The sequence below is a fragment of the Bacillus sp. 17RED48 genome, from assembly GCF_019837545.1.
Lineage (GTDB): Bacteria > Bacillota > Bacilli > Bacillales > Bacillaceae_G > Bacillus_A > Bacillus_A wiedmannii.
Genome location: NZ_JADAXG010000001.1, coordinates 715,522 through 740,944 on the forward strand (window position 1 = coordinate 715,522; position 25,423 = coordinate 740,944).

Annotated in this window: 31 protein-coding genes and 1 pseudogene; 22 read left to right on the forward strand and 10 right to left on the reverse strand. The window is 34.8% G+C overall.

Going from position 1 to position 25,423, the window contains the following annotated elements:
* Nucleotides 1-112: 112 nt before the first annotated feature.
* The 18 genes from yqiS (at nt 113) to ILT06_RS04050 (ending at nt 16,528) form a co-directional block, all read left to right on the forward strand.
* On the forward strand, nt 113-1,012 hold the full coding sequence (gene yqiS / locus ILT06_RS03965) for a phosphate butyryltransferase (protein ID WP_088048131.1): 900 nt from the start codon (nt 113-115) through the stop codon (nt 1,010-1,012).
* 34 nt (nt 1,013-1,046) lie between these two features.
* On the forward strand, nt 1,047-2,147 hold the full coding sequence (locus tag ILT06_RS03970; protein ID WP_000171359.1) for a leucine dehydrogenase: 1,101 nt from the start codon (nt 1,047-1,049) through the stop codon (nt 2,145-2,147).
* Nucleotides 2,148-2,234: 87 nt separating this feature from the next.
* The gene (gene buk, locus ILT06_RS03975; protein WP_000056195.1) at nt 2,235-3,338 is read left to right on the forward strand and encodes a butyrate kinase; all 1,104 of its coding nucleotides are present in this window, start codon (nt 2,235-2,237) and stop codon (nt 3,336-3,338) included.
* 4 nt (nt 3,339-3,342) lie between these two features.
* Nucleotides 3,343-4,764, forward strand: coding sequence for a dihydrolipoyl dehydrogenase (gene lpdA / locus ILT06_RS03980; protein ID WP_088048132.1), 1,422 nt, complete (start codon nt 3,343-3,345; stop codon nt 4,762-4,764).
* Nucleotides 4,765-4,791: 27 nt separating this feature from the next.
* Complete coding sequence (bfmBAA, locus tag ILT06_RS03985) at nt 4,792-5,793, forward strand: 3-methyl-2-oxobutanoate dehydrogenase subunit alpha (RefSeq protein ID WP_000852549.1); 1,002 nt, start codon at nt 4,792-4,794, stop codon at nt 5,791-5,793.
* Nucleotides 5,794-5,806: 13 nt separating this feature from the next.
* Entirely contained in the window at nt 5,807-6,790 is a 984-nt protein-coding gene (gene bfmBAB / locus ILT06_RS03990; RefSeq protein ID WP_000290073.1) for a 3-methyl-2-oxobutanoate dehydrogenase subunit beta, read from the forward strand.
* A 15-nt stretch (nt 6,791-6,805) separates the two neighbouring features.
* Nucleotides 6,806-8,116 (forward strand): dihydrolipoamide acetyltransferase family protein, encoded by a 1,311-nt coding sequence (locus tag ILT06_RS03995; protein WP_098102846.1) that lies wholly within the window; start codon nt 6,806-6,808, stop codon nt 8,114-8,116.
* Between the two features lie 340 nt (nt 8,117-8,456).
* A complete protein-coding gene (locus ILT06_RS04000) occupies nt 8,457-9,635 on the forward strand; it encodes an FtsW/RodA/SpoVE family cell cycle protein (protein ID WP_000831201.1) in 1,179 nt (392 codons plus the stop codon).
* A gap of 106 nt (nt 9,636-9,741) precedes the next feature.
* A complete protein-coding gene (locus ILT06_RS04005) occupies nt 9,742-10,446 on the forward strand; it encodes a DUF421 domain-containing protein (protein ID WP_064474838.1) in 705 nt (234 codons plus the stop codon).
* 70 nt (nt 10,447-10,516) lie between these two features.
* Nucleotides 10,517-10,981, forward strand: coding sequence for an NUDIX hydrolase (locus ILT06_RS04010; RefSeq protein ID WP_064474839.1), 465 nt, complete (start codon nt 10,517-10,519; stop codon nt 10,979-10,981).
* Between the two features lie 122 nt (nt 10,982-11,103).
* On the forward strand, nt 11,104-11,511 hold the full coding sequence (locus ILT06_RS04015; RefSeq protein ID WP_064474840.1) for a YjdF family protein: 408 nt from the start codon (nt 11,104-11,106) through the stop codon (nt 11,509-11,511).
* A gap of 143 nt (nt 11,512-11,654) precedes the next feature.
* Nucleotides 11,655-12,068, forward strand: a complete 414-nt coding sequence (locus ILT06_RS04020) for a BrxA/BrxB family bacilliredoxin (RefSeq protein WP_001979317.1) — start codon at nt 11,655-11,657, stop codon at nt 12,066-12,068.
* A gap of 251 nt (nt 12,069-12,319) precedes the next feature.
* Nucleotides 12,320-13,099, forward strand: a complete 780-nt coding sequence (locus tag ILT06_RS04025; protein WP_064474841.1) for a transporter substrate-binding domain-containing protein — start codon at nt 12,320-12,322, stop codon at nt 13,097-13,099.
* A 36-nt stretch (nt 13,100-13,135) separates the two neighbouring features.
* Entirely contained in the window at nt 13,136-13,795 is a 660-nt protein-coding gene (locus tag ILT06_RS04030) for an amino acid ABC transporter permease (protein ID WP_001046922.1), read from the forward strand.
* On the forward strand, nt 13,788-14,510 hold the full coding sequence (locus tag ILT06_RS04035) for an amino acid ABC transporter ATP-binding protein (RefSeq protein ID WP_064474842.1): 723 nt from the start codon (nt 13,788-13,790) through the stop codon (nt 14,508-14,510). Before ILT06_RS04030 ends, ILT06_RS04035 begins: the two co-directional genes overlap by 8 nt.
* Before the next feature lie 100 nt (nt 14,511-14,610).
* Nucleotides 14,611-15,579, forward strand: coding sequence for an aromatic acid exporter family protein (locus tag ILT06_RS04040; protein ID WP_000472675.1), 969 nt, complete (start codon nt 14,611-14,613; stop codon nt 15,577-15,579).
* A gap of 15 nt (nt 15,580-15,594) precedes the next feature.
* Nucleotides 15,595-16,155, forward strand: coding sequence for a L,D-transpeptidase (locus tag ILT06_RS04045; protein WP_064474843.1), 561 nt, complete (start codon nt 15,595-15,597; stop codon nt 16,153-16,155).
* Nucleotides 16,156-16,288: 133 nt separating this feature from the next.
* Nucleotides 16,289-16,528 (forward strand): DUF3894 domain-containing protein, encoded by a 240-nt coding sequence (locus ILT06_RS04050; protein WP_000281162.1) that lies wholly within the window; start codon nt 16,289-16,291, stop codon nt 16,526-16,528.
* 77 nt (nt 16,529-16,605) lie between these two features.
* Here the strand turns inward: ILT06_RS04050 and prli42 are convergent, their stop codons facing one another.
* Entirely contained in the window at nt 16,606-16,698 is a 93-nt protein-coding gene (gene prli42, locus ILT06_RS04055) for a stressosome-associated protein Prli42 (protein ID WP_149173444.1), read from the reverse strand.
* Nucleotides 16,699-16,887: 189 nt separating this feature from the next.
* Here prli42 and ILT06_RS04060 point away from each other — a divergent pair, with 189 nt between their 5' ends.
* Together ILT06_RS04060 and ILT06_RS04065 are read left to right on the forward strand one after the other, a co-directional pair.
* Nucleotides 16,888-17,433: a GNAT family N-acetyltransferase gene (locus ILT06_RS04060; RefSeq protein ID WP_033657628.1), complete on the forward strand. Its 546-nt coding sequence runs from the start codon at nt 16,888-16,890 to the stop codon at nt 17,431-17,433.
* A gap of 127 nt (nt 17,434-17,560) precedes the next feature.
* A complete protein-coding gene (locus tag ILT06_RS04065) occupies nt 17,561-18,679 on the forward strand; it encodes a tripeptidase T (RefSeq protein WP_064474844.1) in 1,119 nt (372 codons plus the stop codon).
* 44 nt (nt 18,680-18,723) lie between these two features.
* On the opposite strand, the gene ILT06_RS04070 is transcribed toward ILT06_RS04065, so the two are convergent.
* A complete protein-coding gene (locus ILT06_RS04070; RefSeq protein ID WP_046957503.1) occupies nt 18,724-18,924 on the reverse strand; it encodes a hypothetical protein in 201 nt (66 codons plus the stop codon).
* Nucleotides 18,925-19,066: 142 nt separating this feature from the next.
* Here ILT06_RS04070 and ILT06_RS04075 point away from each other — a divergent pair, with 142 nt between their 5' ends.
* Complete coding sequence (locus tag ILT06_RS04075; protein WP_088048137.1) at nt 19,067-20,305, forward strand: DNA polymerase IV; 1,239 nt, start codon at nt 19,067-19,069, stop codon at nt 20,303-20,305.
* 284 nt (nt 20,306-20,589) lie between these two features.
* On the opposite strand, the gene ILT06_RS04080 is transcribed toward ILT06_RS04075, so the two are convergent.
* The 7 genes from ILT06_RS04080 to ILT06_RS32410 all read right to left on the reverse strand — a co-directional run bounded on the left by ILT06_RS04080 (nt 20,590) and on the right by ILT06_RS32410 (nt 24,466).
* Nucleotides 20,590-21,099 (reverse strand): hypothetical protein, encoded by a 510-nt coding sequence (locus ILT06_RS04080; protein ID WP_088048138.1) that lies wholly within the window; start codon nt 21,097-21,099, stop codon nt 20,590-20,592.
* A gap of 12 nt (nt 21,100-21,111) precedes the next feature.
* Nucleotides 21,112-21,756 (reverse strand): ATP-binding cassette domain-containing protein, encoded by a 645-nt coding sequence (locus ILT06_RS04085; protein ID WP_222654863.1) that lies wholly within the window; start codon nt 21,754-21,756, stop codon nt 21,112-21,114.
* Nucleotides 21,743-22,603, reverse strand: a complete 861-nt coding sequence (locus ILT06_RS04090; RefSeq protein ID WP_098102723.1) for a hypothetical protein — start codon at nt 22,601-22,603, stop codon at nt 21,743-21,745. The genes ILT06_RS04085 and ILT06_RS04090 overlap by 14 nt, the downstream gene beginning before the upstream one ends.
* 5 nt (nt 22,604-22,608) lie before the next feature.
* Nucleotides 22,609-22,962, reverse strand: coding sequence for a hypothetical protein (locus ILT06_RS32395; RefSeq protein ID WP_242288681.1), 354 nt, complete (start codon nt 22,960-22,962; stop codon nt 22,609-22,611).
* Nucleotides 22,963-23,335: 373 nt separating this feature from the next.
* Nucleotides 23,336-23,833: a hypothetical protein gene (locus tag ILT06_RS32400; protein ID WP_242288679.1), complete on the reverse strand. Its 498-nt coding sequence runs from the start codon at nt 23,831-23,833 to the stop codon at nt 23,336-23,338.
* Between the two features lie 20 nt (nt 23,834-23,853).
* Nucleotides 23,854-24,126: a hypothetical protein gene (locus ILT06_RS32405; RefSeq protein ID WP_261784465.1), complete on the reverse strand. Its 273-nt coding sequence runs from the start codon at nt 24,124-24,126 to the stop codon at nt 23,854-23,856.
* Nucleotides 24,127-24,229: 103 nt separating this feature from the next.
* Nucleotides 24,230-24,466 (reverse strand): hypothetical protein, encoded by a 237-nt coding sequence (locus ILT06_RS32410; protein WP_240368243.1) that lies wholly within the window; start codon nt 24,464-24,466, stop codon nt 24,230-24,232.
* Between the two features lie 401 nt (nt 24,467-24,867).
* On the opposite strand from ILT06_RS32410, the pseudogene ILT06_RS32415 reads away from it, so the two are divergent.
* Nucleotides 24,868-25,002, forward strand: a pseudogene (locus tag ILT06_RS32415) (DNA polymerase IV); the annotation flags it as partial.
* Between the two features lie 35 nt (nt 25,003-25,037).
* Here the strand turns inward: ILT06_RS32415 and ILT06_RS04110 are convergent.
* Nucleotides 25,038-25,289, reverse strand: coding sequence for a DUF3932 family protein (locus tag ILT06_RS04110; RefSeq protein ID WP_000656495.1), 252 nt, complete (start codon nt 25,287-25,289; stop codon nt 25,038-25,040).
* Nucleotides 25,290-25,423 lie beyond the last annotated feature (134 nt).

A 25,423-nucleotide genomic window follows, 5' to 3' on the forward strand; every position in this document is an offset into this window, starting at 1 on the left:
TTTTACTGCATTTTGAATGCGTTTTCATTATTGGTAAGACCACTTTTGAAAGTTGGCACGGTATTTGCTTTATAAATAGACGAGGGACGACGGAAAGGGTTGATTACAAAATATGAAGTTAGAACACTTAATTGATCAAGCAGCAGGACAGCCTAAAAAAACTGTGGCTGTAGCAGTAGCTGAAGATCATGAAGTAATTGAAGCTGTAGCGAAAGCAATTAAATTACAGCTAGCTCAATTTCGTCTATATGGAAATCAAGAAAAAATAATGGGGATGCTACAAGAACATGGTTTACAAACTTCAGAACACATTGAAGTGATTGCAGCAGCGTCAAGTGCTGAGGCTGCTGAACTTTCTGTTAAAGCTGTAAGAAATGGCGAAGCAGATGTTCTTATGAAGGGAAACATCCCAACAGCAAATATTTTGAAAGCTGTATTAAATAAAGAGTGGGGACTTCGTAAAGGTAGCGTACTTTCACACGTTGCAGCATTTGAAGTTCCAAATTACGATCGTCTTATCTTTGTTACAGATGCAGCGATGAACATTGCACCTGATGTAACACAAAAAGCTGCTATTATACAGAATACTGTAGAAGTTGCCCAGGCAATAGGAATAGATTTGCCGAAGGTAGCACCAATTGCAGCGGTAGAGGTTGTTAATCCTGCGATGCAAGCGACAATTGATGCCGCGATGTTAACTCAAATGAATCGCCGCGGACAAATTAAAAATTGTGTCGTTGATGGACCACTTGCTTTAGATAATGCAGTATCACAAATTGCAGCAGAACATAAAGGCATAGTAAGTGATGTAGCAGGTAAGGCAGACATTTTACTCGTCCCAACGATTGAAGCTGGAAATGTGCTATACAAATCACTCGTATACTTTGCGGATGCAAAAGTAGGAGCTATGATTGCTGGCGCAAAAGCACCGATTGTTTTAACATCTCGTGCTGATTCAGCAGAAACAAAAGTATATTCATTAGCATTGGCAGTTACGACTGCTTCAAAATAAACCAAACAGGGTAAATCACTAGGGGGAAACGACAATGACATTAGAAATCTTCGAATACTTAGAAAAATATGATTATGAGCAAGTAGTATTTTGTCAAGATAAAGAATCTGGTTTAAAAGCAATCATTGCAATTCATGATACAACACTTGGACCAGCTCTTGGTGGAACAAGAATGTGGACATATGATTCTGAAGAAGCGGCGATTGAAGATGCATTGCGTCTTGCAAAAGGGATGACATACAAAAATGCAGCAGCTGGCTTAAACTTAGGTGGTGCGAAAACAGTAATTATCGGTGATCCACGTAAAGATAAGAGTGAAGCGATGTTCCGTGCATTAGGACGATACATTCAAGGACTAAACGGACGTTACATTACAGCTGAAGATGTTGGTACAACAGTAGATGATATGGATATTATTCACGAAGAAACTGATTTTGTAACAGGTATTTCACCATCATTCGGTTCTTCTGGTAACCCATCTCCAGTAACTGCATACGGTGTTTATCGTGGTATGAAAGCAGCTGCGAAAGAGGCTTTCGGTACTGATAATTTAGAAGGAAAAGTAATTGCTGTTCAAGGTGTTGGTAACGTAGCATATCACCTATGCAAACATTTACACGCTGAAGGAGCAAAATTAATCGTTACAGATATTAATAAAGAAGCTGTACAACGCGCGGTAGAAGAATTCGGTGCATCGGCAGTTGAGCCAAATGAAATTTACGGTGTTGAATGTGATATTTACGCACCATGTGCATTAGGCGCAACAGTTAATGACGAAACTATTCCACAACTTAAAGCAAAAGTAATCGCAGGTTCTGCAAATAACCAATTAAAAGAAAATCGTCACGGCGACATGATTCATGAAATGGGTATTGTATACGCACCAGACTATGTTATTAATGCTGGTGGTGTAATTAACGTAGCAGACGAATTATATGGATACAATAGAGAACGTGCACTAAAACGTGTTGAGTCTATTTATGACACAATTGCAAAAGTAATCGAAATTTCAAAACGTGATGGCATAGCAACTTATGTAGCAGCAGATCGTCTAGCTGAAGAGCGCATTGCAAGCTTGAAAAACTCTCGTAGCACATACTTACGCAACGGTCACGACATTATTAGCCGTCGCTAATCATTCATATATTACTTTTACAAAAGGTGTGGTTACCTCTTATGAGGTTTCCATCTCCTTTTGAATTTATTAGTGGAGGTAGCAACAGTGTCTTTAAATCGAATTCTTGTTATTAATCCGGGTAGTACATCCACAAAAATTGGTGTTTTTGATAATGAAAGACCTGTTTTAGAAGAAACTATTCGTCATGACGAAGAACAAATTGGAAAATATAAGAGAATTATCGATCAATATGAGTTTCGCAAAGAAACGATTTTAGAAGTTCTACATTCTCACGGTATTAACATTTCAAAATTAAACGCAGTTTGTGGGCGTGGGGGATTACTTCGTCCAATCGAAGGCGGAACATACACAGTAAACGATTCGATGTTAGAAGATTTAAAAAATGGGTTTAGCGGTCATCATGCTTCAAACCTTGGAGGCATTTTAGCATATGAAATCGCTTCTGGATTAAATATTCCGGCATTCATAGTAGATCCTGTCGTTGTAGATGAAATGGAGCCGATTGCTCGTATAAGCGGTATTGCTGGTATGGAACGTAAAAGTATTTTCCATGCATTAAACCAAAAAGCGGTTGCTCGTAAAGTGGCTGAAGAATTAAATCACAAATACGAGGATTTAAATTTATTAGTTACACATATGGGTGGCGGTATTACAGTTGGTGCTCATAAAAAAGGAAAAGTTATTGATGTGAATAACGGCTTAAACGGAGAAGGACCATTTAGTCCAGAGCGTGCGGGTACAGTACCGGTAGGGCAATTAGTTGAGATGTGTTTCTCTGGTGAGTATTACCGTGACGAAATGGTTAAAAAACTTGTTGGACAAGGTGGACTTGTAAGCCTAATCGGTACAAATGATGCGATCAAAGTAGAACAAATGGTTGAAAAAGGTGATCCGGAAGCAACTCTTATTTATAAAGCAATGGCATATCAAGTTGCAAAAGAGATTGGCGGAGCTAGCGCTGTACTTCACGGGAAAATCGATGCAATCGTTTTAACTGGTGGACTTGCGTACAGTAAAATTCTTGTTGATGAAATAAAAGAACGTGTTGACTGGATTGCAGATGTTATCGTACATCCAGGGGAAGATGAATTACAAGCATTAGCAGAAGGAGCACTTCGTGTATTACGTGAAGAAGAAGCACCGAAAGAGTATGTTGTACGAGAAAAACAAACAGTAGCTAGGGGTTGAGATAATGGCAAGAGAATATGATTTAGTCATCGTTGGCGGCGGTACTGGTGGATATGTTGCTGCTATTCGAGCATCACAACTAGGTTTAAAAACTGCACTTGTTGAAAAAGAAAATCTTGGTGGTACTTGTTTGCACAAAGGATGTATTCCTAGTAAAGCTCTTTTACGTAGTGCGGAAGTATACGCAACTGCTAAAAAAAGCGAAGAGTTCGGAGTTATTGCAAGTAATGTAGAACTAAACTTTGCGAAAGTGCAAGAGCGTAAAGAGAAGATTGTAACACAACTTCATAAAGGTGTTCAACACTTAATGAAACAAGGTAAAATTGATGTGTTTGAAGGTATCGGCCGTATTCTTGGCCCATCTATTTTCTCTCCAATGCCAGGGACAATTTCAGTTGAACTTGCAAGTGGAGAAGAGAATGAAATGTTAATTCCAAAAAATGTACTTGTTGCAACAGGTTCTCGTCCAAATTCATTACCAGGTTTAGAATTAGACGGAGAGTATGTAATGTCTTCCGATCATGCCCTAAGAATGGAAACGCTTCCTAGCTCAATTATTATCGTTGGTGGCGGTGTAATCGGTATTGAGTGGGCATCTATGCTTGCTGACTTCGGTGTAGAAGTTACAGTATTAGAGTATGCGAAAACGATATTACCACTAGAAGATCAGGACGTTTCAAAAGAAATGCAACGTCTATTCAAGAAAAAAGGTATTAAAGTGGTAACTGGTGCAAAAGTATTACCAGAAACATTGGTAAAAGATAATGGAGTAACAATTCAAGCTGAACATAACGGTGAGAATAAAGAATTTAAAGCAGAAAAAATGCTTGTATCTGTAGGAAGACAAGCCAATACGCAAAATATTGGTTTAGAGAATACGGATATCGTTGTGGAAAAAGGATACATTCAAACAAATGAGTTTTATCAAACGAAAGAATCTCATATTTACGCAATTGGAGATGTAATCGGTGGCTTACAACTTGCTCACGTTGCTTCTCATGAAGGAATAGTTGCAGTAGAACATATTGCTGGTAAAGAAGTTACACCAATTGATTACTCTATGGTATCAAAATGCGTATATAGCAGTCCGGAAGTTGCTTCTGTCGGTTTAACAGAGCAAGAAGCGAAAGAAAAAGGCTATAAGTTAAAAGTAGGTAAGTTCTCATTCCGTGCAATCGGAAAAGCACTTGTATACGGCGAATCAGATGGTTTCGTAAAACTTGTAGTTGATGAAGAAACAAATGACATTCTTGGTGTTCATATGATTGGACCACATGTAACAGATATGATTTCTGAAGCTGGTCTTGCAAGAGTACTTGATGCAACACCGTGGGAAGTAGCACATACAATTCATCCGCATCCATCATTATCTGAGGCGATTGGTGAAGCAGCATTAGCTGTAGATGGAAAAGCGTTGCACGCATAAAAATGTGGATTTAGGAGGTTATGAAAAATGGCAGAAGTAAAAGAAAAGCGCCATGAAGAGCTTGGCTTAAGTGATGAGCAAGTATTAGAAATGTTCCGTACGATGTTACTTGCACGTAAAATCGACGAACGTATGTGGTTATTAAACCGTGCGGGTAAAATTCCATTCGTAATTTCTTGTCAAGGACAAGAGGCTGCACAAGTTGGAGCAGCATTCGCTCTTGATAGAGAAAAAGATTATGCATTACCATACTACCGTGATATGGGTGTTGTACTAGCGTTCGGCATGACAGCTAAAGAGCTTATGTTGTCTGCTTTCGCGAAAGCTGGAGATCCAAACTCTGGTGGTCGTCAAATGCCTGGTCACTTCGGTCAAAAGAAAAATCGTATTGTGACAGGATCATCTCCAGTAACAACGCAAGTACCACATGCAGTTGGTATTGCATTAGCTGGAAAAATGGAAAAGAAAGATTTAGTAACGTTTGTTACATTTGGAGAAGGTTCTTCAAACCAAGGTGACTTCCATGAAGGGGCAAACTTTGCTGGTGTACACAAACTACCTGTTATTTTCATGTGTGAAAATAATAAATACGCAATCTCTATTCCAGTTGAAAAACAATTAGCATGTAAAAACGTATCAGATCGTGCAATTGGTTACGGTATGCCTGGATATACAATAGACGGAAACGATCCGCTTGCAGTATATAAAGCTGTAAAAGAGGCAGCAGACCGCGGCCGTCGTGGTGAAGGCCCAACTTTAATTGAAACAGTATCATATCGTTTAACAGCACATTCTAGTGACGACGATGATCGTGTTTATCGTGATAAAGAAGAAGTAGAAGAAGCAAAGAAAAAAGATTCAATCATAACATTTGCAGCTTATTTAAAAGAAGCTGGCGTGTTAACTGAGGAATTTGAAAAACAAATGTTAGACGAAATTATGCATATCGTAAATGAAGCAACAGAATATGCAGAAAATGCTCCGTATGCAGCACCTGAAGATGCATTGAAGCACGTATACGCAGAATAGGGGGGAACGTTTCATGGCTGTAATGTCTTATATTGATGCTATTACATTAGCAATGCGCGAAGAAATGGAACGCGATGAGAAAGTATTTGTTTTAGGTGAAGATGTTGGTAAAAAAGGTGGCGTATTTAAAGCGACACACGGATTATATGATCAATTTGGTGAAGATCGTGCGCTTGATGCACCGCTTGCAGAATCTGCAATTGCTGGGGTAGCAATTGGTGCGGCAATGTATGGTATGCGTCCAATCGCTGAAATGCAGTTTGCTGATTTCATCATGCCAGCAGTAAACCAAATTGTTTCTGAGGCAGCAAAAATTCGTTATCGTTCTAATAACGATTGGACTTGTCCAGTTACAATTCGTGCGCCATTTGGCGGCGGTGTTCACGGTGCATTGTATCATTCACAATCTGTGGAAGCGATGTTTGCGAACCAACCAGGTTTAAAAATTGTTATTCCTTCTACACCATATGATGCAAAAGGTTTATTAAAAGCAGCAATTCGTGATGAAGATCCAGTATTATTCTTTGAGCATAAGCGTGCATATCGCTTAATTAAAGGTGAAGTGCCAGAGGATGATTACGTATTACCAATCGGAAAAGCAGATGTAAAACGCGAAGGTGATGATATTACTGTTATCACGTACGGATTATGTGTTCACTTTGCTCTTCAAGCAGCTGAAAAGTTAGCGCAAGATGGCATCTCGGCACATGTTCTTGATTTACGTACTGTATATCCATTAGATAAAGAAGCAATCATTGAAGCAGCTTCTAAAACAGGTAAAGTTCTTCTTGTAACAGAAGACAATAAAGAAGGAAGTATTATAAGTGAAGTGGCAGCAATTATTGCTGAAAACTGTCTGTTTGATTTAGATGCGCCAATCGCACGTCTTGCAGGTCCAGACGTTCCAGCAATGCCATATGCACCAACAATGGAAAAATTCTTTATGGTAAATCCAGATAAAGTTGAAAAAGCAATGCGTGAACTTGCGGAATTTTAATCGGGGGGACTATACATGGCTGTAGAAAATATCACAATGCCTCAGCTCGGGGAGAGCGTTACAGAGGGTACAATTAGTAAATGGCTCGTTAATGTTGGCGATCACGTAAACAAGTATGATCCGCTTGCAGAAGTAATGACTGATAAAGTAAATGCTGAAGTACCATCTTCTTTCACTGGTATTGTGAAAGAATTAATTGCTGGTGAAGGTGAGACGTTAGCTGTAGGTGAAGTAGTTTGTGTTATTCAAGTAGAAGGCGCAGATGAAGTAGCAGCGACAGCTGTTGAGGAAAAAACAAAAGAAGAACCAAAGGCAGAAATAGCTACACCTGAAAAAGCACCGAAAGCAAAACAACCAACTGATGGAAAACCACGTTTTTCACCAGCTGTTTTAAAACTTGCAGGTGAGCATAATGTTGATTTAGATTTAGTAGAAGGTACGGGAGCAAATGGCCGTATCACTCGTAAAGATATTTTAAAGCTAGTGGAATCTGGAAATATTCCGCAAGCAGGTGCGAAGAAAGAGGAAGCAGCAGTAGTAGAAGCGCGTCCAGAAGCACAAAAAGCAGCGCCAGAAGCACAAAAAGTAGAAGCTGCAAAACCAGTTTCTGTACCAACAATGCCTGGCGATATCGAAATTCCAGTAACAGGTGTGCGTAAAGCAATTGCAGCGAACATGTTACGTAGTAAACACGAAGCGCCACATGCTTGGATGATGATTGAAGTAGATGTGACAAACCTTGTGTCATACCGTAATTCAATTAAAGGTGATTTCAAAAAGCGCGAAGGCTTTAATTTAACGTTCTTTGCTTTCTTCGTAAAAGCAGTAGCGCAAGCGTTAAAAGAGTATCCTCAAATCAATTCAATGTGGGCTGGCGATAAGATCGTTCAGAAGAAAGATATTAACCTTTCTATCGCTGTTGCAACAGAGGACGAACTATTTGTACCAGTAATTAAACATGCGGATGAGAAGACGATTAAAGGTATCGCTCGTGAAATTACAGAGCTTGCAGGAAAAGTACGTACGAAATCGTTAAAAGCGGACGAAATGCAAGGTGGAACATTTACAATTAATAACACAGGATCATTTGGTTCTGTTCAATCTATGGGTATTATTAATTACCCACAAGCGGCTATTTTACAAGTTGAATCAATTGTAAAACGCCCAGTAATTATGGATAATGGTATGTTTGGTGCTCGCGACATGGTTAACTTATGTTTATCACTTGATCACCGTGTACTAGATGGCTTAATTTGTGGTAAGTTCTTAGGACGTGTAAAAGAAATTTTAGAAAATACGTCAGAAAATAATACATCTGTATATTAATAAAAAGCTCGCTTATGCGAGCTTTTTATCATCTTATTTCTTCAGCTACATCCTACTATATGTATAATATCTTTCCCAGTAATCTTACAATGAACGATTATGTATTAGGAATTTATGAAAATACATTGCTGATATATGGTATATGGATATAAAATAAGAAAAGAATAATTTTTTTGGCAAATCTTACTGACGAAACTGTAGTATAATATATTGTATTGTATGAAAAAGAGAGTTATTCTATATAAGTGTTTTATAGATAATGTGTAATCAGTCGTCAAAACATGAAGAATGTTGACTCCTGGTTTTTTATTTTGCTGTAACAATGTTTCAGGAGGATGTCATGAAAAGAAGTACCGAGTTTCTAAAAAGTTTAGATGTAAAATTAATATTAATTTTGTTAGCATTATGTGTTACGAGTATAGCTGCTATATATAGCAGTCAGCAAACTGGCCAATATGGAGAGGCAAACTTTGCGATGAAACAGGGTTTGAACTACATAATTGGAGTTGTATTGTTATTGCTTGTTGCAAGCATCGACTTAGATCAATTACAAAAATTGTCTTGGCCACTTTATATCGTCGGATTTGGTTCACTTATTCTTTTGAAAATACTACCGGTTTCCACTTTCACACCTGAAAAATTAGGTGCAAAAAGATGGTTTGTATTTCCGTTAGTTGGACAAATTCAACCATCTGAGTTTTTCAAAATTTCATTGCTTCTCGTAGTAGCAAGTATAGCAGTGAAACATAATGCACAGTATATGGCAAGGACATTCCAAACGGATTTACAATTAGTAGGTAAAATTGTGCTAGTATCCCTCCCGCCTATGGCTGTTGTATATAGCCAACCGGATACAGGGATGGTGTTCTTATATGCTGCTGCAATTGCATGTATTTTATTTATGTCAGGTATTCAGAAGAAATTAATAGCGTTATGTACAGTTATTCCAGTCACCATATTATCTGCGTTAATATTTATTTACGTAAGGTATGAAGATTTCTTCTTTAATAAGTTAGTTACGTTACTAAAACCTCACCAACAATCACGTATTTTAGGTTGGTTAGATCCATTCGAACATACAGATCAAGGTTATCAAACACAGCAATCGATTTTAGCTGTAGGTAGTGGCGGTATGGAAGGGAAAGGATTTGGCGAAGGGAACGTCTATATCCCTGAGAAGCATACTGACTTTATTTTTGCTACAATTGCCGAAGAAGGTGGATTTATCGTAGCAGCGTTAGTTGTATTCTTGTTCCTATTACTACTATATAGAACAATTATTATCGGTTATTCTGCTGATAATTTATTCGGTACATTATTATGTGCTGGATCAATTGGAATATTAACGGTTCAAATATTCCAAAACATCGGTATGATCGTTGGATTAATGCCTGTAAAAGGGATTGCATTACCTTTCTTATCATATGGAGGAAGTTCCTTATTCTCAAATATGATTATGATGGGTCTTATATTATCGGTACGGAAAACGTATAAAAAGTATATGTTTTCTGTTAAATAAAAAAGCTGGTTCGTGTAAAAACGAACCAGCTTTTTTACATATATGCTCTTAAACGTTGCAAACTAAAACAGAATAGCAGTTTGAGATGGGTAAGGAGTGCAAAGTGATGCATATGCATATTTTTGAAGGGGCACGGCATCTTTCTAATAGTGAATGGGTTATTCGGGCTATTATAGCATACATATTTTTAACATTAGTTGCGAAAGCGATGGGGCAAAGGTCCATCGCGCAACTTCGTTTTTTAGATGTTGTATTAGTATTATTGCTTGGTGGGAATATTTCTAATGCATTATCTGATGAAAAAGTGGGGTTACTCGGCTCAATGATTACAACGTTCATACTCGTTGTACTTCACATTATAAGCTCAGTCTTAATGTTGAAATGGGATAGATGGAGACGCTTTTTAGAGCCAGCACCTATTATTCTTATACACAATGGTTCCATTGATTTTAGCAATTTGAAAAAAGCGAGAATTACGGTGGAATATTTATTTGCGGAACTTCGTATGCGAAATGTGAGCGATATTCAAACGATTAAATTAGCATTGTGGGAAGCGAATGGTGTTGTTTCTATATTTCAGTATCCAGAGTATGAAGCAGTTTCGCGGCTTGATCTGAAAGTGGCGGGAAAAAGATCTCCAGTTTCTTTTGTATTAGTAAAGGATGGGAAGATTCAGAAAGATGTTCTTGCTTTATTAGGAAAAACAGAAGAGTGGGCGAGAGAATTTCTAGAGAAGAGTGCAGAAGTCAAATCCATTATGTTAGCTACAGTAGATGAAGCACATAAAATAAATATTTTGTTAAAAAAATGAAAAATATACGCATTTTGTCGTTTCATACATATGATACAATAGTGTGGACAACGAAAAAGGAGGCGATACGATGGGATATGTAGAAGAATTACGAAAAATAGTTGGTCATCGCCCTTTAATTTTAGTTGGTGCTGTTGTACTCGTTATAAATGAAAATGGAGATGTTTTATTGCAACAAAGAACAGAGCCTTACGGAAAGTGGGGGCTGCCTGGTGGGTTAATGGAGCTTGGTGAATCACCAGAAGAAACAGCCGGCCGTGAAGTATATGAAGAGACAGGAATAGAAGTGAAGAACTTGCGATTAATTAATATATTTTCTGGAGCGAACTATTTTACAAAACTAGCAAATGGTGATGAGTTTCAATCTGTCACAACAGCTTATTATACGGATGAATACGAAGGGGAGCTTGTTATGAATAAAGAAGAAGCCGTTCAGCTTACATTCTTCCCACTAACAGAACTACCTGACTATATTGTAGGGTCGCATAAAAAAATGATTGGCGAATATATGAAGATTATGGAAAAAGAGATATAATAATAGTGAAAGAAATACAAAAACACAGTTCTGGTTGGTAGTCCAGACGCATGATTACGTGTCAGTAACCTTCCCCTCCGGGATGTCCCGTATTTCTAATTTTTTTAAAGGAGGGGCTGTCAATGGATTTGACAGTATATCACGATGGTCAATTTTTCGTAGGAATTATTACGCATAAAGAAACAGGGAAATTGTATGGAGCGAGGTATATTTTTGGAACGGAGCCGTCAGACGAAGAAATACTTATATTTGTGACTGGTCCAATGTTAGCCTATTTTCAGCACTTTGCAAGATGTGGTGTGGAAGTGAAAGAAAAACAGCGTCCCAAAAATATAAAGCGTATCATACGAGAAGCAGCAAAAGAAGTAAATATAAACCGTTTTACTAAGGCGCAAGAGGCAATTAGCTTATCTTATGAATTGCATAAACAAGAAAAGAAAGTGCAATCTAAGGAGAAGCGAGAAGCTGAAAAACAAAGAAGACGTTTAATCAAAGTACAAAAAGCAAAGCAAAAGCATCGTGGCCATTAAGAAAAGGTGTTAGAGCAAGAGCTCTAACACCTTTTCTATACCCAAATACAAGTAAACTTACTTGTATTTCATAAACATTAACTGGTAAGATACAAATAGGTAGTTTTAGAGGAGGGAAAAGATTGATTAATTTTAACTTTTTTATGAATGATGTTGTCCGCCAAGCACGTGAAGAGATTGTCTCTGCTGGATATACAGAATTGACGACGCCGGAAGCAGTAGAAGAAGCGTTTAAAAGAAATGGAACAACACTTGTAATGGTAAACTCTGTATGTGGTTGTGCAGGTGGTATTGCTCGTCCTGCTGCTGCGCATTCCGTACATTATGATAAACGTCCTAACCATCTTGTAACGGTGTTTGCAGGTCAAGATAAAGAAGCAACAGCAAGAGCTCGTGAATATTTCGAAGGGTATCCACCTTCTTCACCATCATTTGCTTTATTAAAAGATGGGAAAATTGTAACGATGGTAGAACGTCATGAAATTGAAGGTCATGAACCAATGCAAGTTATTGCAAAACTACAATCTTATTTCGAAGAGAATTGTGAAGAACTATAAATATAAGCGAAAAGGCGGTACGTCCACAATGAAGTGGATGTACCGCCTTTTTTATTTAGTATTAAAATTTATGGGATATGCATAGTTATGTTGTTTTATGCATTATTTTATACATTGTAAACGGTATTAATATTGTTATTTTATTTATTTTTATTTTATATATTGCATAAAAATTAAAGTGCTGATACAATACAAACATCGAATAAATATTCTATTAAACTTTTAAATATACATTATTAGGGGGAAGAAAGATGAAGAAGTTATTATCAATATCGTTTGCACTTATTTTAATTGTAAGTATGTTCAGTGCTTGTAGTAATGGGGAAGAAAAGGCTACTGGAAAAAATAAGAAAGTACTGGTTATGGGGACTTCAGCAGATTATAAACCATATGAATACGTAGAAGCTTCAAAAAGTGATGAAATTATCGGCTTTGATGTTGATGTTGCTAAATATATCGGAAAAGAACTTGGTTATGAAGTGAAAGTGAAAGATATGGATTTTGGTGGTTTATTAGCATCTCTTAGCTCAGGAAAAGTTGATTTCGTAATGGCAGGTATGACGCCAACGGCAGAGCGTAAAAATAATGTTGATTTCACAGACATATATTTTGTTGCGAAAAACATGGTCGTTTCTAAAAAAGATTCTAATATTCAATCTGTAGAGGATTTAAAAGGGAAAAAAGTAGGGGTACAAACAGGATCTATCCAAGAAGAGAAAGCAGCAGAATTTAAAAAACAAGTAGATTTCAAAATTGAGGGACGTGACCGTATACCAGAAATCGTACAAGAAATTAAAGCTGGTCGTTTTGACGCTGCAATTATAGAAGACACAGTTGCTAAAAATTATTTAGAAAAAATGAAAGAATTACAAGGAATTGAAATTAAAGAAGCACCAGAAGAAGTAGGAGCAGCAATTGCCCTTCCGAAAAACAGTGATAAAACAGCGGAATTTAATAAAGTAATTAAAAAAATGCAAGAAAATGGAGAAATGGATAAATTAGTGAAGAAATGGTTTGGCAGCGAAAAATAAGCTGCCTTTCACTTTTCTGTGAGGGGAATGAAAAGAATGAACTTAGATTTTTCGGCGATTACGCCTTCGATACCATATATACTAAAAGGCCTAGAAGTTACTTTAAAAATTGTAGCAGTATCAGCGTTAGTTGGGTTTATTTTAGGAACGTTATTAGCGCTTTGCAAAATTGCTAGAATACGAGCATTAAATATAGCGGCAGATTTTTATACATCAATTTTCCGTGGTACACCACTTGTATTGCAATTAATGATTATTTATTTCGGTGTCCCGCAAATAATTGGTTATGAAATACCAGCATTCGTAGCAGCTGTATTAGCATTTAGCTTAAATTCAGGTGCATATATGTCAGAGGTAATTCGTGCCGGCATTCAAGCGGTTGATAAAGGACAAACAGAAGCAGCGATGGCTTTAGGGATTCCTTACGGGAAAATGATGCGAAATATTATTTTCCCTCAAGCATTAAAAAATATATTACCAGCGCTTGTGAACGAGTTTGCGACACTTACGAAAGAATCGGCTGTAGTAACAGTAATAGGAGCGACCGATTTAATGCGCCGTGCTTACATTGTAGGCGGTGAGACGTTTAAATATCTTGAACCATTACTTTTTGTTGGACTCATTTATTATATGTTAGTCATTATTCTTACATTAGTCGGGAAGGCAATTGAAGGGAGAATGAAGAAAAGTGATTAAAATTGAAAACCTTCATAAATCATTTGGAAAAAACGAAGTATTAAAAGGGATTACAACAATGATTGAAAAAGGGGAAGTAGTAGCAATTATTGGACCGTCTGGATCAGGGAAATCAACATTTTTACGTTGTATGAATGTGCTAGAAGCACCGACAAATGGTCACATTTGGATTGGAACGGAAGAAGTAACGAATCCGAAAACGAATATTATGCACGTTCGTGAAAATGTCGGAATGGTATTTCAGCATTTTCACCTATTTCCTCATATGACTGTATTAGAAAATATTACGTATGCTCCTATCAATGTAAAAGGAGTAACGAAGCAAGAAGCTGACAAGAAAGCCGAGAAACTTTTAGAAAAGGTCGGTTTATTAGATAAAGAAAATACGTATCCCAATCGTCTTTCGGGAGGACAAAAGCAACGTGTAGCAATTGCGAGAGCGTTAGCGATGGAACCAGAAGTTATGTTATTTGATGAACCAACATCGGCACTAGATCCAGAGATGGTAAAAGAAGTGTTAGAAGTTATGAAATCATTAGTTACGACAGGAATGACAATGGTGATTGTTACACATGAAATGGGATTTGCAAAAGAAGTAGCAGATCGTGTTCTCTTTTTAGATGGTGGAAAGCTTGTAGAAGATAGTGCGCCAGCAGAATTTTTTGTAGCACCGAAAAGTGAACGTGCGCAACAATTTTTACAAAAAATATTGTAATATGTAAAGGTTGCGTGAATAATAAGTAGAAAAGGATGACATTGTGTCATCCTTTTTTTATACTAACTTTAAATACGTTTATACATATAGGAGCAGTGCTATGTTCAAAATTGGATACCGTACAGTAAAAACAGCAATAGGGACAGGCGCAGCAGTTTTTATTGCGCAGTTATTAGGATTAGAATTTTATAGTTCAGCGGGCATTTTAGTTATATTATGTGTACAAAATACGAAACGTAAATCACTTCAAGTGTCGTTACATCGTTTTTTAGCTTGTGTATTATCAATGGTATTCGCGTTTTGTATTTTTGAAACAATTGGATATACACCACTTGCAATTAGTATATTATTACTAACATTTATTCCGACTGCAGTTATGCTTAAAATTCAAGAAGGTATTGTCACGAGTTCAGTTATTGTGATGCATCTATATTCATTGAAACAAATTACATGGCTTATTGTTGGGAATGAAATTGCGATATTAACGATAGGAATTAGCGTGGCTTTATTAGTGAATATGTATATGCCAAGTAGTGAAAATAAGCTAAAAGAGTATCAGGATACAATAGAAAGTAATTTTAAAACAATTTTGTTTGAAATGGTCGTGTATTTACGAAACAGAGAAAGTAGCTGGAGTGGGGCAGAACTTATTGAAACTGAAAATATGCTAAATGAAGCAAGGGATTTATCGTTTAAGAAACTTGAGAATGCATTTATGCGAGAAGATGGCTATTACTATCGTTATTTTAATATGCGCATGCAACAATTCGAAATTTTAGAACGGATGATACCATTAGCAGCTTCTTTATCATGGACATATGAACAAGCTGATATGATTGCGGATGTGGTTGAAAACATTGGAAATGCTATTAGCCCTGAGAGTACTGGGGTTATTTCCTTAAGACAGCTTCAAGAAATGAGAGAATTATTTAGAGACATGCCATTGCCCGTTACACGTGAAGAATTTGAGATACGTGCGAAGCTTGTTCAACTGGTGTATGAAATGGAACAATATTTACTCATTAAAAGTCGTTTTAAGGGAAAGGATAATATAAAAGAACTTATATAGAAGGTAGGAATTATTATGCCGTATCTTCTCTCTTTCATATTATGTCTTTCTTTATCGCCTATTTGGCCTCTTGGTGATAATCCACGTGCCGGAGATCCTTTTATTATTGTAAATAAAGCGACGAATAAACTAGCTTATATTGACGATGGAAAGATTCAAAAGGTTTTTCCAGTAGCGACAGGGAAAACAAATGAATTAACTCCAGAGGGAACTTTTGATGTTGTAATGAAAGCGAAGGATCCGTATTATATTGCGAAGGATATTCCAGGTGGGTCACCGAAAAATCCACTTGGATCAAGGTGGATTGGATTTAATGCAAGAGAAACTGATGGAAGTAAATATGGAATACATGGAACAAACCAACCTAGTTCAATTGGAAAGTATATTTCACAAGGATGTATAAGAATGAAGAAAAACGATGTGGAGTATTTATTTGATCGCATTCCAATTGGAACGAAAGTATGGATTGTGAAGTCGAAAAAATCATTTCAGCAATTGGCAAAACAAAAAGGAGCCATTGCATATGAAAAAGCCAACGAAAAGGTTGGCTTTTTCTATTGTAATAAGTTGTCTTGACATGTGTACATAACCATGAGTTAATGAGAATATAGAAAGATAAAGTGAAACTTTAATCAGTGGGAGGTTTTTTACCCGCGGATTATCAGCCCTCACCAATCGGGATAAAAAATTAGATAAAGGGGTTGCTCATATGTACTTGAATCCAAAAATTTCGTATATGCAATTTTTTATGGGATTTCTATTTGTTATTACATTCATATTGGCAACTTTTAATATATGTTCTTATCTTGTAGCAATTGTTTGTATGGCATTACTCAATCTTACTTTTGTTATTGGAGCATTTCAGCAGAAACAATATACAAGTTTTATAACAGCACTTGTAATGTCATTTTCCTTTAGTATTGTAGCGATTGTGCTTTATATAAAATAAACCATCTCGATATCGAGATGGTTTATTTTATTATGTTATGTGTAAAAAGTAAAAAAAGGACGAACACATCGTCCTTTTTACCAAAACATACTTGCGCCAGCAAGTAATGTTGTTACAAGCATAGAAATTAGCATTACATAAATCACAACTTTTTGAGCTTTTTTATGCATCGTTAAACCTCCTTGCAAATCAGTACAATATCATTGTAACGAGAAATGATATTGTGGACAAGGGGAGAGAAGTGACAAAATTCGAGAAGTGCGTGTAAAGTATAACAGGAAATTTGTATGTATGTAGAGAATATATAATAATGATAGAGTATAAGTTTTTTGTTATGCAAGCTGAAGAATGGAGATACGATGATGAAAATATATGAAACAAATCGTTTACATTTAAGGGAAATTGATGAGTCGTATGCTGAAAAAGTTCTTCAATATTACGACAGAAATCGTGAATTTTTAAAAGCTTGGGAAGAGTATAGACCGGATGATTTTTTTACGTTAGATTATCAGAAGAAAAAGTTACAAAAGGATAGAAAAGAGTTTGCAGAAGGTAAAATCATCAGGCTTTGGATTTTTAAAAAGGGTGATGATACAAAAATTATTGGGTGTATCTCATTCAATCTAATCGTTCGCGGTATTTATCAATCTTGTGTGCTCGGCTATAAATTAGATAAGGCAGAATTGAATAAAGGTTACACGACAGAAGCGCTTAGGAAAGCTATTCAAGTTACTTTCGAAGAATTTCAGTTACATCGTATAGAAGCACCGATTATGCCACGAAATTTAGCATCTATACAAGTAGTGACAAAGATAGGCTTTCAATATGAGGGCGTGTCTAGGAAGATGTTAATGGTAAATGGAGTATGGGAAGATCATATGCGCTGGGTATTGTTAAATGAGTAATAGAAAGCAGATGGTTATCTAGACATATAAACCGTCTGTTTTTTGTCTTGTATTTCGAAACTTTTGCGAAATTCTGTTATAATTAATAGTGTTACATACATAATGGTAGTGCAGGAGGCGCAGTCTTATGATTAATCAAGAACGTTTAGTAAATGAATTTATGGAATTAGTACAAGTAGATTCTGAAACGAAATTTGAAGCAGAAATCTGCAAAGTATTAACAAAGAAATTTACAGATTTAGGTGTAGAAGTATTTGAAGATGACACAATGACTGTTACTGGGCATGGTGCAGGTAATTTAATTTGTACTTTACCAGCAACAAAAGATGGTGTTGATACAATTTACTTTACTTCTCATATGGATACAGTAGTTCCTGGTAATGGAATTAAGCCTTCTATTAAAGATGGATATATCGTATCAGATGGTACTACGATTTTAGGTGCGGATGATAAAGCTGGATTAGCATCAATGTTCGAAGCAATTCGTGTTTTAAAAGAGAAAAACATCCCTCATGGTAAAATTGAATTTATTATTACAGTTGGAGAAGAATCTGGTCTTGTTGGTGCAAAAGCATTAGATCGTGAGCGCATTACAGCGAAATACGGTTACGCATTAGATAGCGATGGAAAAGTTGGTGAAATCGTTGTTGCAGCTCCAACACAAGCGAAAGTGAATGCAATTATTCGTGGGAAAACAGCTCACGCTGGTGTAGCACCAGAAAAAGGTGTATCTGCAATTACTATCGCAGCGAAGGCAATTGCGAAGATGCCACTTGGTCGTATTGATTCTGAAACAACTGCAAATATTGGACGTTTTGAAGGTGGTACACAAACAAATATCGTTTGCGATCATGTACAAATCTTTGCAGAAGCGCGTTCTTTAATCAATGAGAAAATGGAAGTACAAGTTGCGAAAATGAAAGAAGCATTTGAAACAACTGCAAAAGAAATGGGCGGTCAAGCAGACGTTGAAGTAAACGTTATGTATCCAGGATTTAAATTTGCTGATGGCGATCACGTTGTAGAAGTTGCAAAACGTGCAGCTGAAAACATTGGTCGTACACCTTCTCTTCACCAAAGTGGTGGCGGAAGTGATGCAAACGTAATTGCAGGACACGGTATCCCAACAGTTAACTTAGCGGTTGGTTATGAAGAAATTCATACAACAAACGAAAAGATTCCTGTTGAAGAATTAGCGAAAACAGCAGAATTAGTTATAGCAATTATTGAAGAAGTAGCGAAGTAATGTAATAGAAAAAGCGTGTAAATCACAATTGATTTACACGCTTTTTATTTTGATTCAATTGCTTTTACAAGGCGGATCAGCCAATACAAGAAAATCCATGGCAATATATAAGTTGTTGCTATATGTACTAGGCGAGGGAAGAATCCAAACGTATTAATATTGAAAATAGGAAGCAGTAAATAATTAATGGCTATGATTAATATAATCACAAGGAACGTATAGTTGAGTTTATTAGTTGATTTCATCATAATCACCCCTTTTGTAATTTTATACATTTTATGTAAATTATATCAAATGTATAAAAGGAAAAGAACAAGTAATTATTATAACTATTATGCAAAATTTGATATAATGAAGGAACAAATGTTCTTTGAAGGGGTGAGTACTATGCGAGAAATGTATCCGAAAAATGGTCGTGTTATTTTGCATGTAGATATGAATTGTTTTTTCGCATCTGTTGAAATTGCTCATGACCCATCATTACAAGGGAAGCCGTTAGCAGTTGCTGGAAATGAAAAAGAAAGAAAAGGAATTATCATAACATGTAGTTATGAGGCGAGAGACTATGGAATACGTACAACGATGCCTCTTTGGGAAGCAAAAAGGTTATGTCCACAATTAGTTGTAATGCGTCCTAATTTTACATTATATCGTGAAGCTTCATTTCAAATGTTTCAAATCCTTTCCCGTTTTACAGAAAAAATACAACCAGTCTCAATAGATGAAGGATATTTAGATATTACAGATTGCTACGCACTCGGTTCGCCTCTTGAAATAGCAAAGATGATCCAGCAGGCGTTATTAACAGAGTTACAGCTTCCGTGTAGCATCGGAATTGCTCCTAACCTTTTCCTAGCAAAAACAGCTTCTGATATGAAAAAGCCTCTCGGTATTACTGTGCTTCGAAAACGAGATATTCCAGAAATGATTTGGCCACTTCCAGTTGAAGCGATGCATGGAATTGGAGAAAAAACAGCTGAAAAATTAAATGATATTCATATAAAAACAATTGAGCAGTTAGCAAAAGGAAACGAACATATCATTCGCGCTAAAATTGGAAAGCATGGTGTTGATTTAAAGTGGCGGGCAAAAGGTATGGATGATAGGGAAGTTGACCCGAGTCAAATGGGACAACATAAAAGTGTCGGTAATTCGATGACTTTTTCAAAGGATATGGATGAAGCGAAAGAATTACTTGATATGTTAGAACGGCTATCAAAATCAGTAAGTAAAAGATTACAAAAGCGAACTCTTGTCAGCTATAATATTCAAATTATGATTAAATATCATGATAGGCGGACAGTAACGCGGAGTAAGCAATTGAAAAATGCGATTTGGGAAGAACGAGATATTTTTCAGGCAGCCTCTCGTTTATGGAAGCAACATTGGGACGGTGATTCCGTTCGTTTATTAGGTGTTACAGCTACTGAAATAGAGTGGAAGACAGAATCGGTGAAACAATTGGATTTGTTTTCATTTGAAGAAGATGCGAAAGAAGAGCCGCTACTTGCTGTCATCGATCAAATTAATGATAAGTATGGAATGCCGATTTTACAACGAGGTAGTCAATTATTACGTAAGCAAGAAAAGTCTTTTCAGCAAAAATTAGAAAATAAGTTTATGTAGAAGGTGTCATGAAGTTGTAAATATCATGACACCTTTCATTTTTAACTTGCTTCTAAATCTAATGAAGTTTTCCAACCAGCTGCAGTAACGCCACAAAAAGTATTAGACTTACTATTCGTTGTCCCAAGTAAAAATTTTAACTTCTTCGGTATGTTTTATAACGGCTTTATCTATTAAAATTTTCACTCTTGTTTGATAGAAGCTATTAAAATAGGCAAAGTGTAATACAAGATGACATATATTACAAATCATCTTATTCAGAAATCAACAAGCAAATTAGGCCTTTAGTTGTTAGGTAAATCTAATATGTATTTTATTTTTTTACCATCTTTTTCACCTAGATATACTAATTTCGCAGGTGTATTAAGTGCAACTCCCCAACTTTCCCTCATTTTCATTGTTACAATGCCTTTATGGTTTTGTAACTTCTCCCATGAAACTATTGTTTTCTTTGTATTCTCATTAAACATTCCATTCGTCTTATTAACTCCTTTTAAGGGTGCCAATATATGCAAACCTGTAAAAATTGTTTGTTCAGTTTGCGTGTTATTTGTTGCTTCAATATCAAAAAGATAATGAATTTCTTTATTTCCATTATTATCAATTACTTGTTTCTTCTCGAAAGAATTAATGCTAAATTTAAATATATCTGTATTAAATGATTGACCTAGATTAATATTTTCTGATTTCACAATATAAGATTCATTTAAATTATTTACTACCTGATATCTCCAACATGCCCCTATTATAAAAAATGTACAAATAATCATAAAAACATATCGTTTTTTATTCATATCTTTCTCCCTCTACATCTGTGAAGATAGTGATACTTTACCATTCTCAACTAGGAATATTCTGTCTGCAATTATATTTAATGTTTCACTATCGTGACTCGCAACTAATATAGTTGTACCTTTAGACTTTAAATCTAATAAGATTTTAGTTATATCCTGAATTCCATTTTCATCTAAAGCGTTTGTTGGCTCATCTAAAATTAATAACTTAGGGCTCTCCATAATTGCTTGTGCTATACCCAATCTTTGCTTCATTCCAAGTGAATATTTTTTTACTTTTCTTGTATCTTCTGGATTTAATCCTACGAGCTCCATTGTTTCACGAATTATATTATCCGTTATTTTATTTTGAATAGAAGCTAATAGTTTTAAGTTTTTAAATCCTGTATAGTCTGGAATGAATCCCGGATATTCAATGATAATGCCTGTATTTTCAGGAAACGGATGATCAATACCAATTATTTTTCTATCTATTAATATTTCACCACTATCTATTTTCATCAATCCTAATAAAGCTCTAAAAAGCATTGTTTTACCTGAACCATTTCTCCCTTTAAAACCATAAATTTTCCCCTTTTCTAATTCGAAATGAACATCATTTAAAATAATATTGCCTTTTAGCACTTTAGAAACATGTTTAGCCTCAATGTAAATCATCAGAAGTATCCTTTCTATTAACAAATTCAAATGTTTTCCCTATCCAATAACCACTTATCCATAGAAAAAAAGCGCACAAAAGAAAATAGAATATAGAATATAGAAAATGTTCATTATTAACGTAAAATAAATTCTTACGGATTAACATACTATCAAACGGATTATATATAACCGGCATAAATATAGTCATGGTAATAATCACTATAATCACTATATATGAAATAATACTTTTTAATTTAGTAGACACAATTAAATAAACCCAAACTAATAAGGAAGATGTTATTAGTTGTAAAGTAAAGCTTTTTATAATAAAAATGGTTTCTTTAAAATAATTATAAATTGTAGGATTGACCTTCTCTGTATATATTCCCCAGTCAAATTGATAAGAACAAAAAATGCCTCCCCAGAAGAACACGGCAATATAAAATAATAAAGTTATACAAATAGTTAATATACATGTACTAATAAATTTGCTAAACAATACTTGATACCTAGACACTTTCCTCGTTAAAAGATACGGTGTCTGTTGTATAAAATCAGCTCTTACATACGTACCTAATATAAAACAATAAGATAATTGTAATATAAGCCATGTTACAGGAAGCTGAAATCGCCCCATTTCAACTTCTTTAAAAGATATTCCTTTTAGCAGTTCATACAAGACATCAAGAATTGTTATAGCATTTGAAGGAAGTTCTCTATACTGGGCTGATTGCTTTAATAAAAATACTTCTCCCACCACCAACACACTATAAACAATAAATGATATTATAAATCTTAATTTCATACTATGACTGCTTAATATTAAATCCCTTTTTACCAATTTATAAAAAACACTATTTTTCATCGTAATTAATCACTTCCGTTATATAAGTCCATCCGATGTAAACAAATATTCAATATAGCAAATAAAATACTAATAATCCCTAACATAAAAGCTAATTTCAGCAAGGTTATATCTATTAGAAACCAGTCCTTTTCTTGAAAAATCAAACCTTTTGACCAAAATAAAGAAAAATTATATTTTTTTTCTGATAATTGATCTATCGTAATAAGAAAGTAAATAGTAAAAATACAAATAGCTTTATGTTTAACGAAAAATACTAGTATTTGTGCAAAAATACATATTGCTACAGTTACTAACCATAACGATACTATAAAATATATAATTACTAACCAATTTGAAGATGGAAGCAACCAAATCACTATTTTCTCTTTTACAATTAAAAAATTTATTCCTACAATTAACAGGTAGATACTTGAATATATAATTGCTAGACTTACAATTTTTCTGATTAAATGAAAACAATATGATTGACGAGTTTTATGTCTAAAATACACATAAACATTTTTATCTGTATAATTAAATGAATAGAAAAACAGAAGCAATAATGGAAGATAACTAAATAATATTATTTTCATATCCCTTGAAGTACTAAGAAGTGAAAACAAAGAATCATTAGATAAAAAGTAAAATGATCTAATGAGGTGAATCGACACACCTACTATAAGAAATAAAATATTAATCACAAATAACCTTCGTTTTTGAAACAACTCTAATAAATACATTTTCAAAAGGCTATAAAATAACATGGCGTTTTACTCCTCTTAAAAATAAAAGTATCGATAAAATAAAAATCCCTACCAACACTAAAATAGAAACAATGATATCGGCTCCATGATATATATGAAATTCAGATAAGAAATAGATAGGAGCAAGGGGCGTTGAATAAAATAAATTGATTATCATTAAAAAAAGTTGTAATAAAAAAGCACTTAATAAAGTTATAAAAGTATGCTTGGCATAAAAGGACATACTAAGAGAAAACAAAGCAAATGCTCCTCCATAAACAAAAGCAATAACTGTATATAAAATCATATGAATAAAAGGGTGAGTGAAATAAATGTTAATAAAAAAGGTTGATCGCTCGTACATCCCTATATTAGAATTTAAAACTTCATCAGGAGTTATATTTGGAAGAAACATAAATGATAAAAAAATGTTTAAAATCAATGGAATAATAACAACAAAGCCCCCGATAAGAAAGGTTTTACTAAACAGCTTAAGAAAATACATTTTATAATTACTTCGTATAATTACAAACAAAAAAGATCCATTTTTTTATCTTCCTGAAAGAGTGATGAACTAGGTAAACTTGCAATCACTGGAAGTATAAAGAAAAATAAAAAGGAAGGTGTTACAATACTATTAATTCCCATCCAAGTTGTATATGGAGTGAAGATAACATCCCTTTTATCGGTTAGTGGAATTACATAATATAATATATATATACAAGATAAGGCTATTCCTAACATAAGTGAAAAATAAAAATTCTTATTACTCATTCTTTCGTTAAAGTAAGTACCCATGTTTCACCTCTTAAAAATTCAAATATACTCCTCGTAACACTTAAAATATGTAATGTTACGAGGAAAGGCTTACAAGAATATAAAATATTATATTTATATATAATTATTTACGGATACTATCTGGACTCCAAACACCTGTCGCTGTGCCCTCAGCCCATCTTCTAGTATCAATTTTAACCTTGATACCAGAATTAAATTTCTCAACTGCCAAATTGTATAAGAATTCTTCTTGACCATCACGCATTATGTACGTATGACCATCAGAAACATCTGTACCATCTTTTAATGCAGCCCAGGCATTGAAATATCCATCTAATCCTGACATGTCGTCTACCCTCATATAATAAGCTGTTTTATTATATTTAGGTCGAGATGGCGTTTCATCATTAGGACTGTAAACACGATATACATTTGACCAGTCGCTGTTTTCATGATTAGATTTTGCTGCTGCTGCTGCTGCAAAGCTTGATAAGGCTATTCCTGCTGTTAAAGTCAGAATCGCTATTTTTTTTCATTTATTCTCCTCCTATTTTTTTACTTGTAAGCCCTTAAAAAATATAACACACCATTTAAAGTTTAATATATAGATTTTATAATATTAATATTTCTTTAATGTTAACTATAACTTTTTAACAAATATCTTGTAAAACATATCATTACACAAAGCTTTTCAACTAATAACAACTGTTTTATATCTAGATATTAAATAAAAATAAGCTATTTACAAAAAGTTAAAGTATAGTTACTTCAATTGCACTACAAGCAAAAGAATTATTTAATAACTCAAGTGAAAAGATAGTTTTAGATGAGTTTGATCAAAGTATGTATACAAATTTTTGGACGGAATATGAAGATGTGCTAAATAAATATAAATAAAAAAGCACTGTAACCAGTGCTTTTTTATTTATAGATTATGAGATTGTAGCATTTTCAAAAATAACAATTTCTGAGCTGTTTGTTGTTGAAACGCGTTGTGCGTAATATGTTAAAGCTGAAGAAATATATGTTGGTAATGAATCATTTGTATGTGTTGTTGTATATTCATGGATTAATTCTTTCAAAGTCGTCCATTCTAATTGTGCTGGGTGATCAGACACGAAAGAACTTACCCAGCGATCAAATGAAGATGAAAAATCAGTTTGTAAACGAAATGCTTCTTTCATAATAAAACGCTCCCTTAAAATGTAGTATAACCATTTTAACATAAAACACGAACGGTTACTAAGTTTTTTGAGTATAATGTTCGTGTTATATAGTTGTCTAGATGATTGGTTATGTAAATTCGATTTGCCATTTG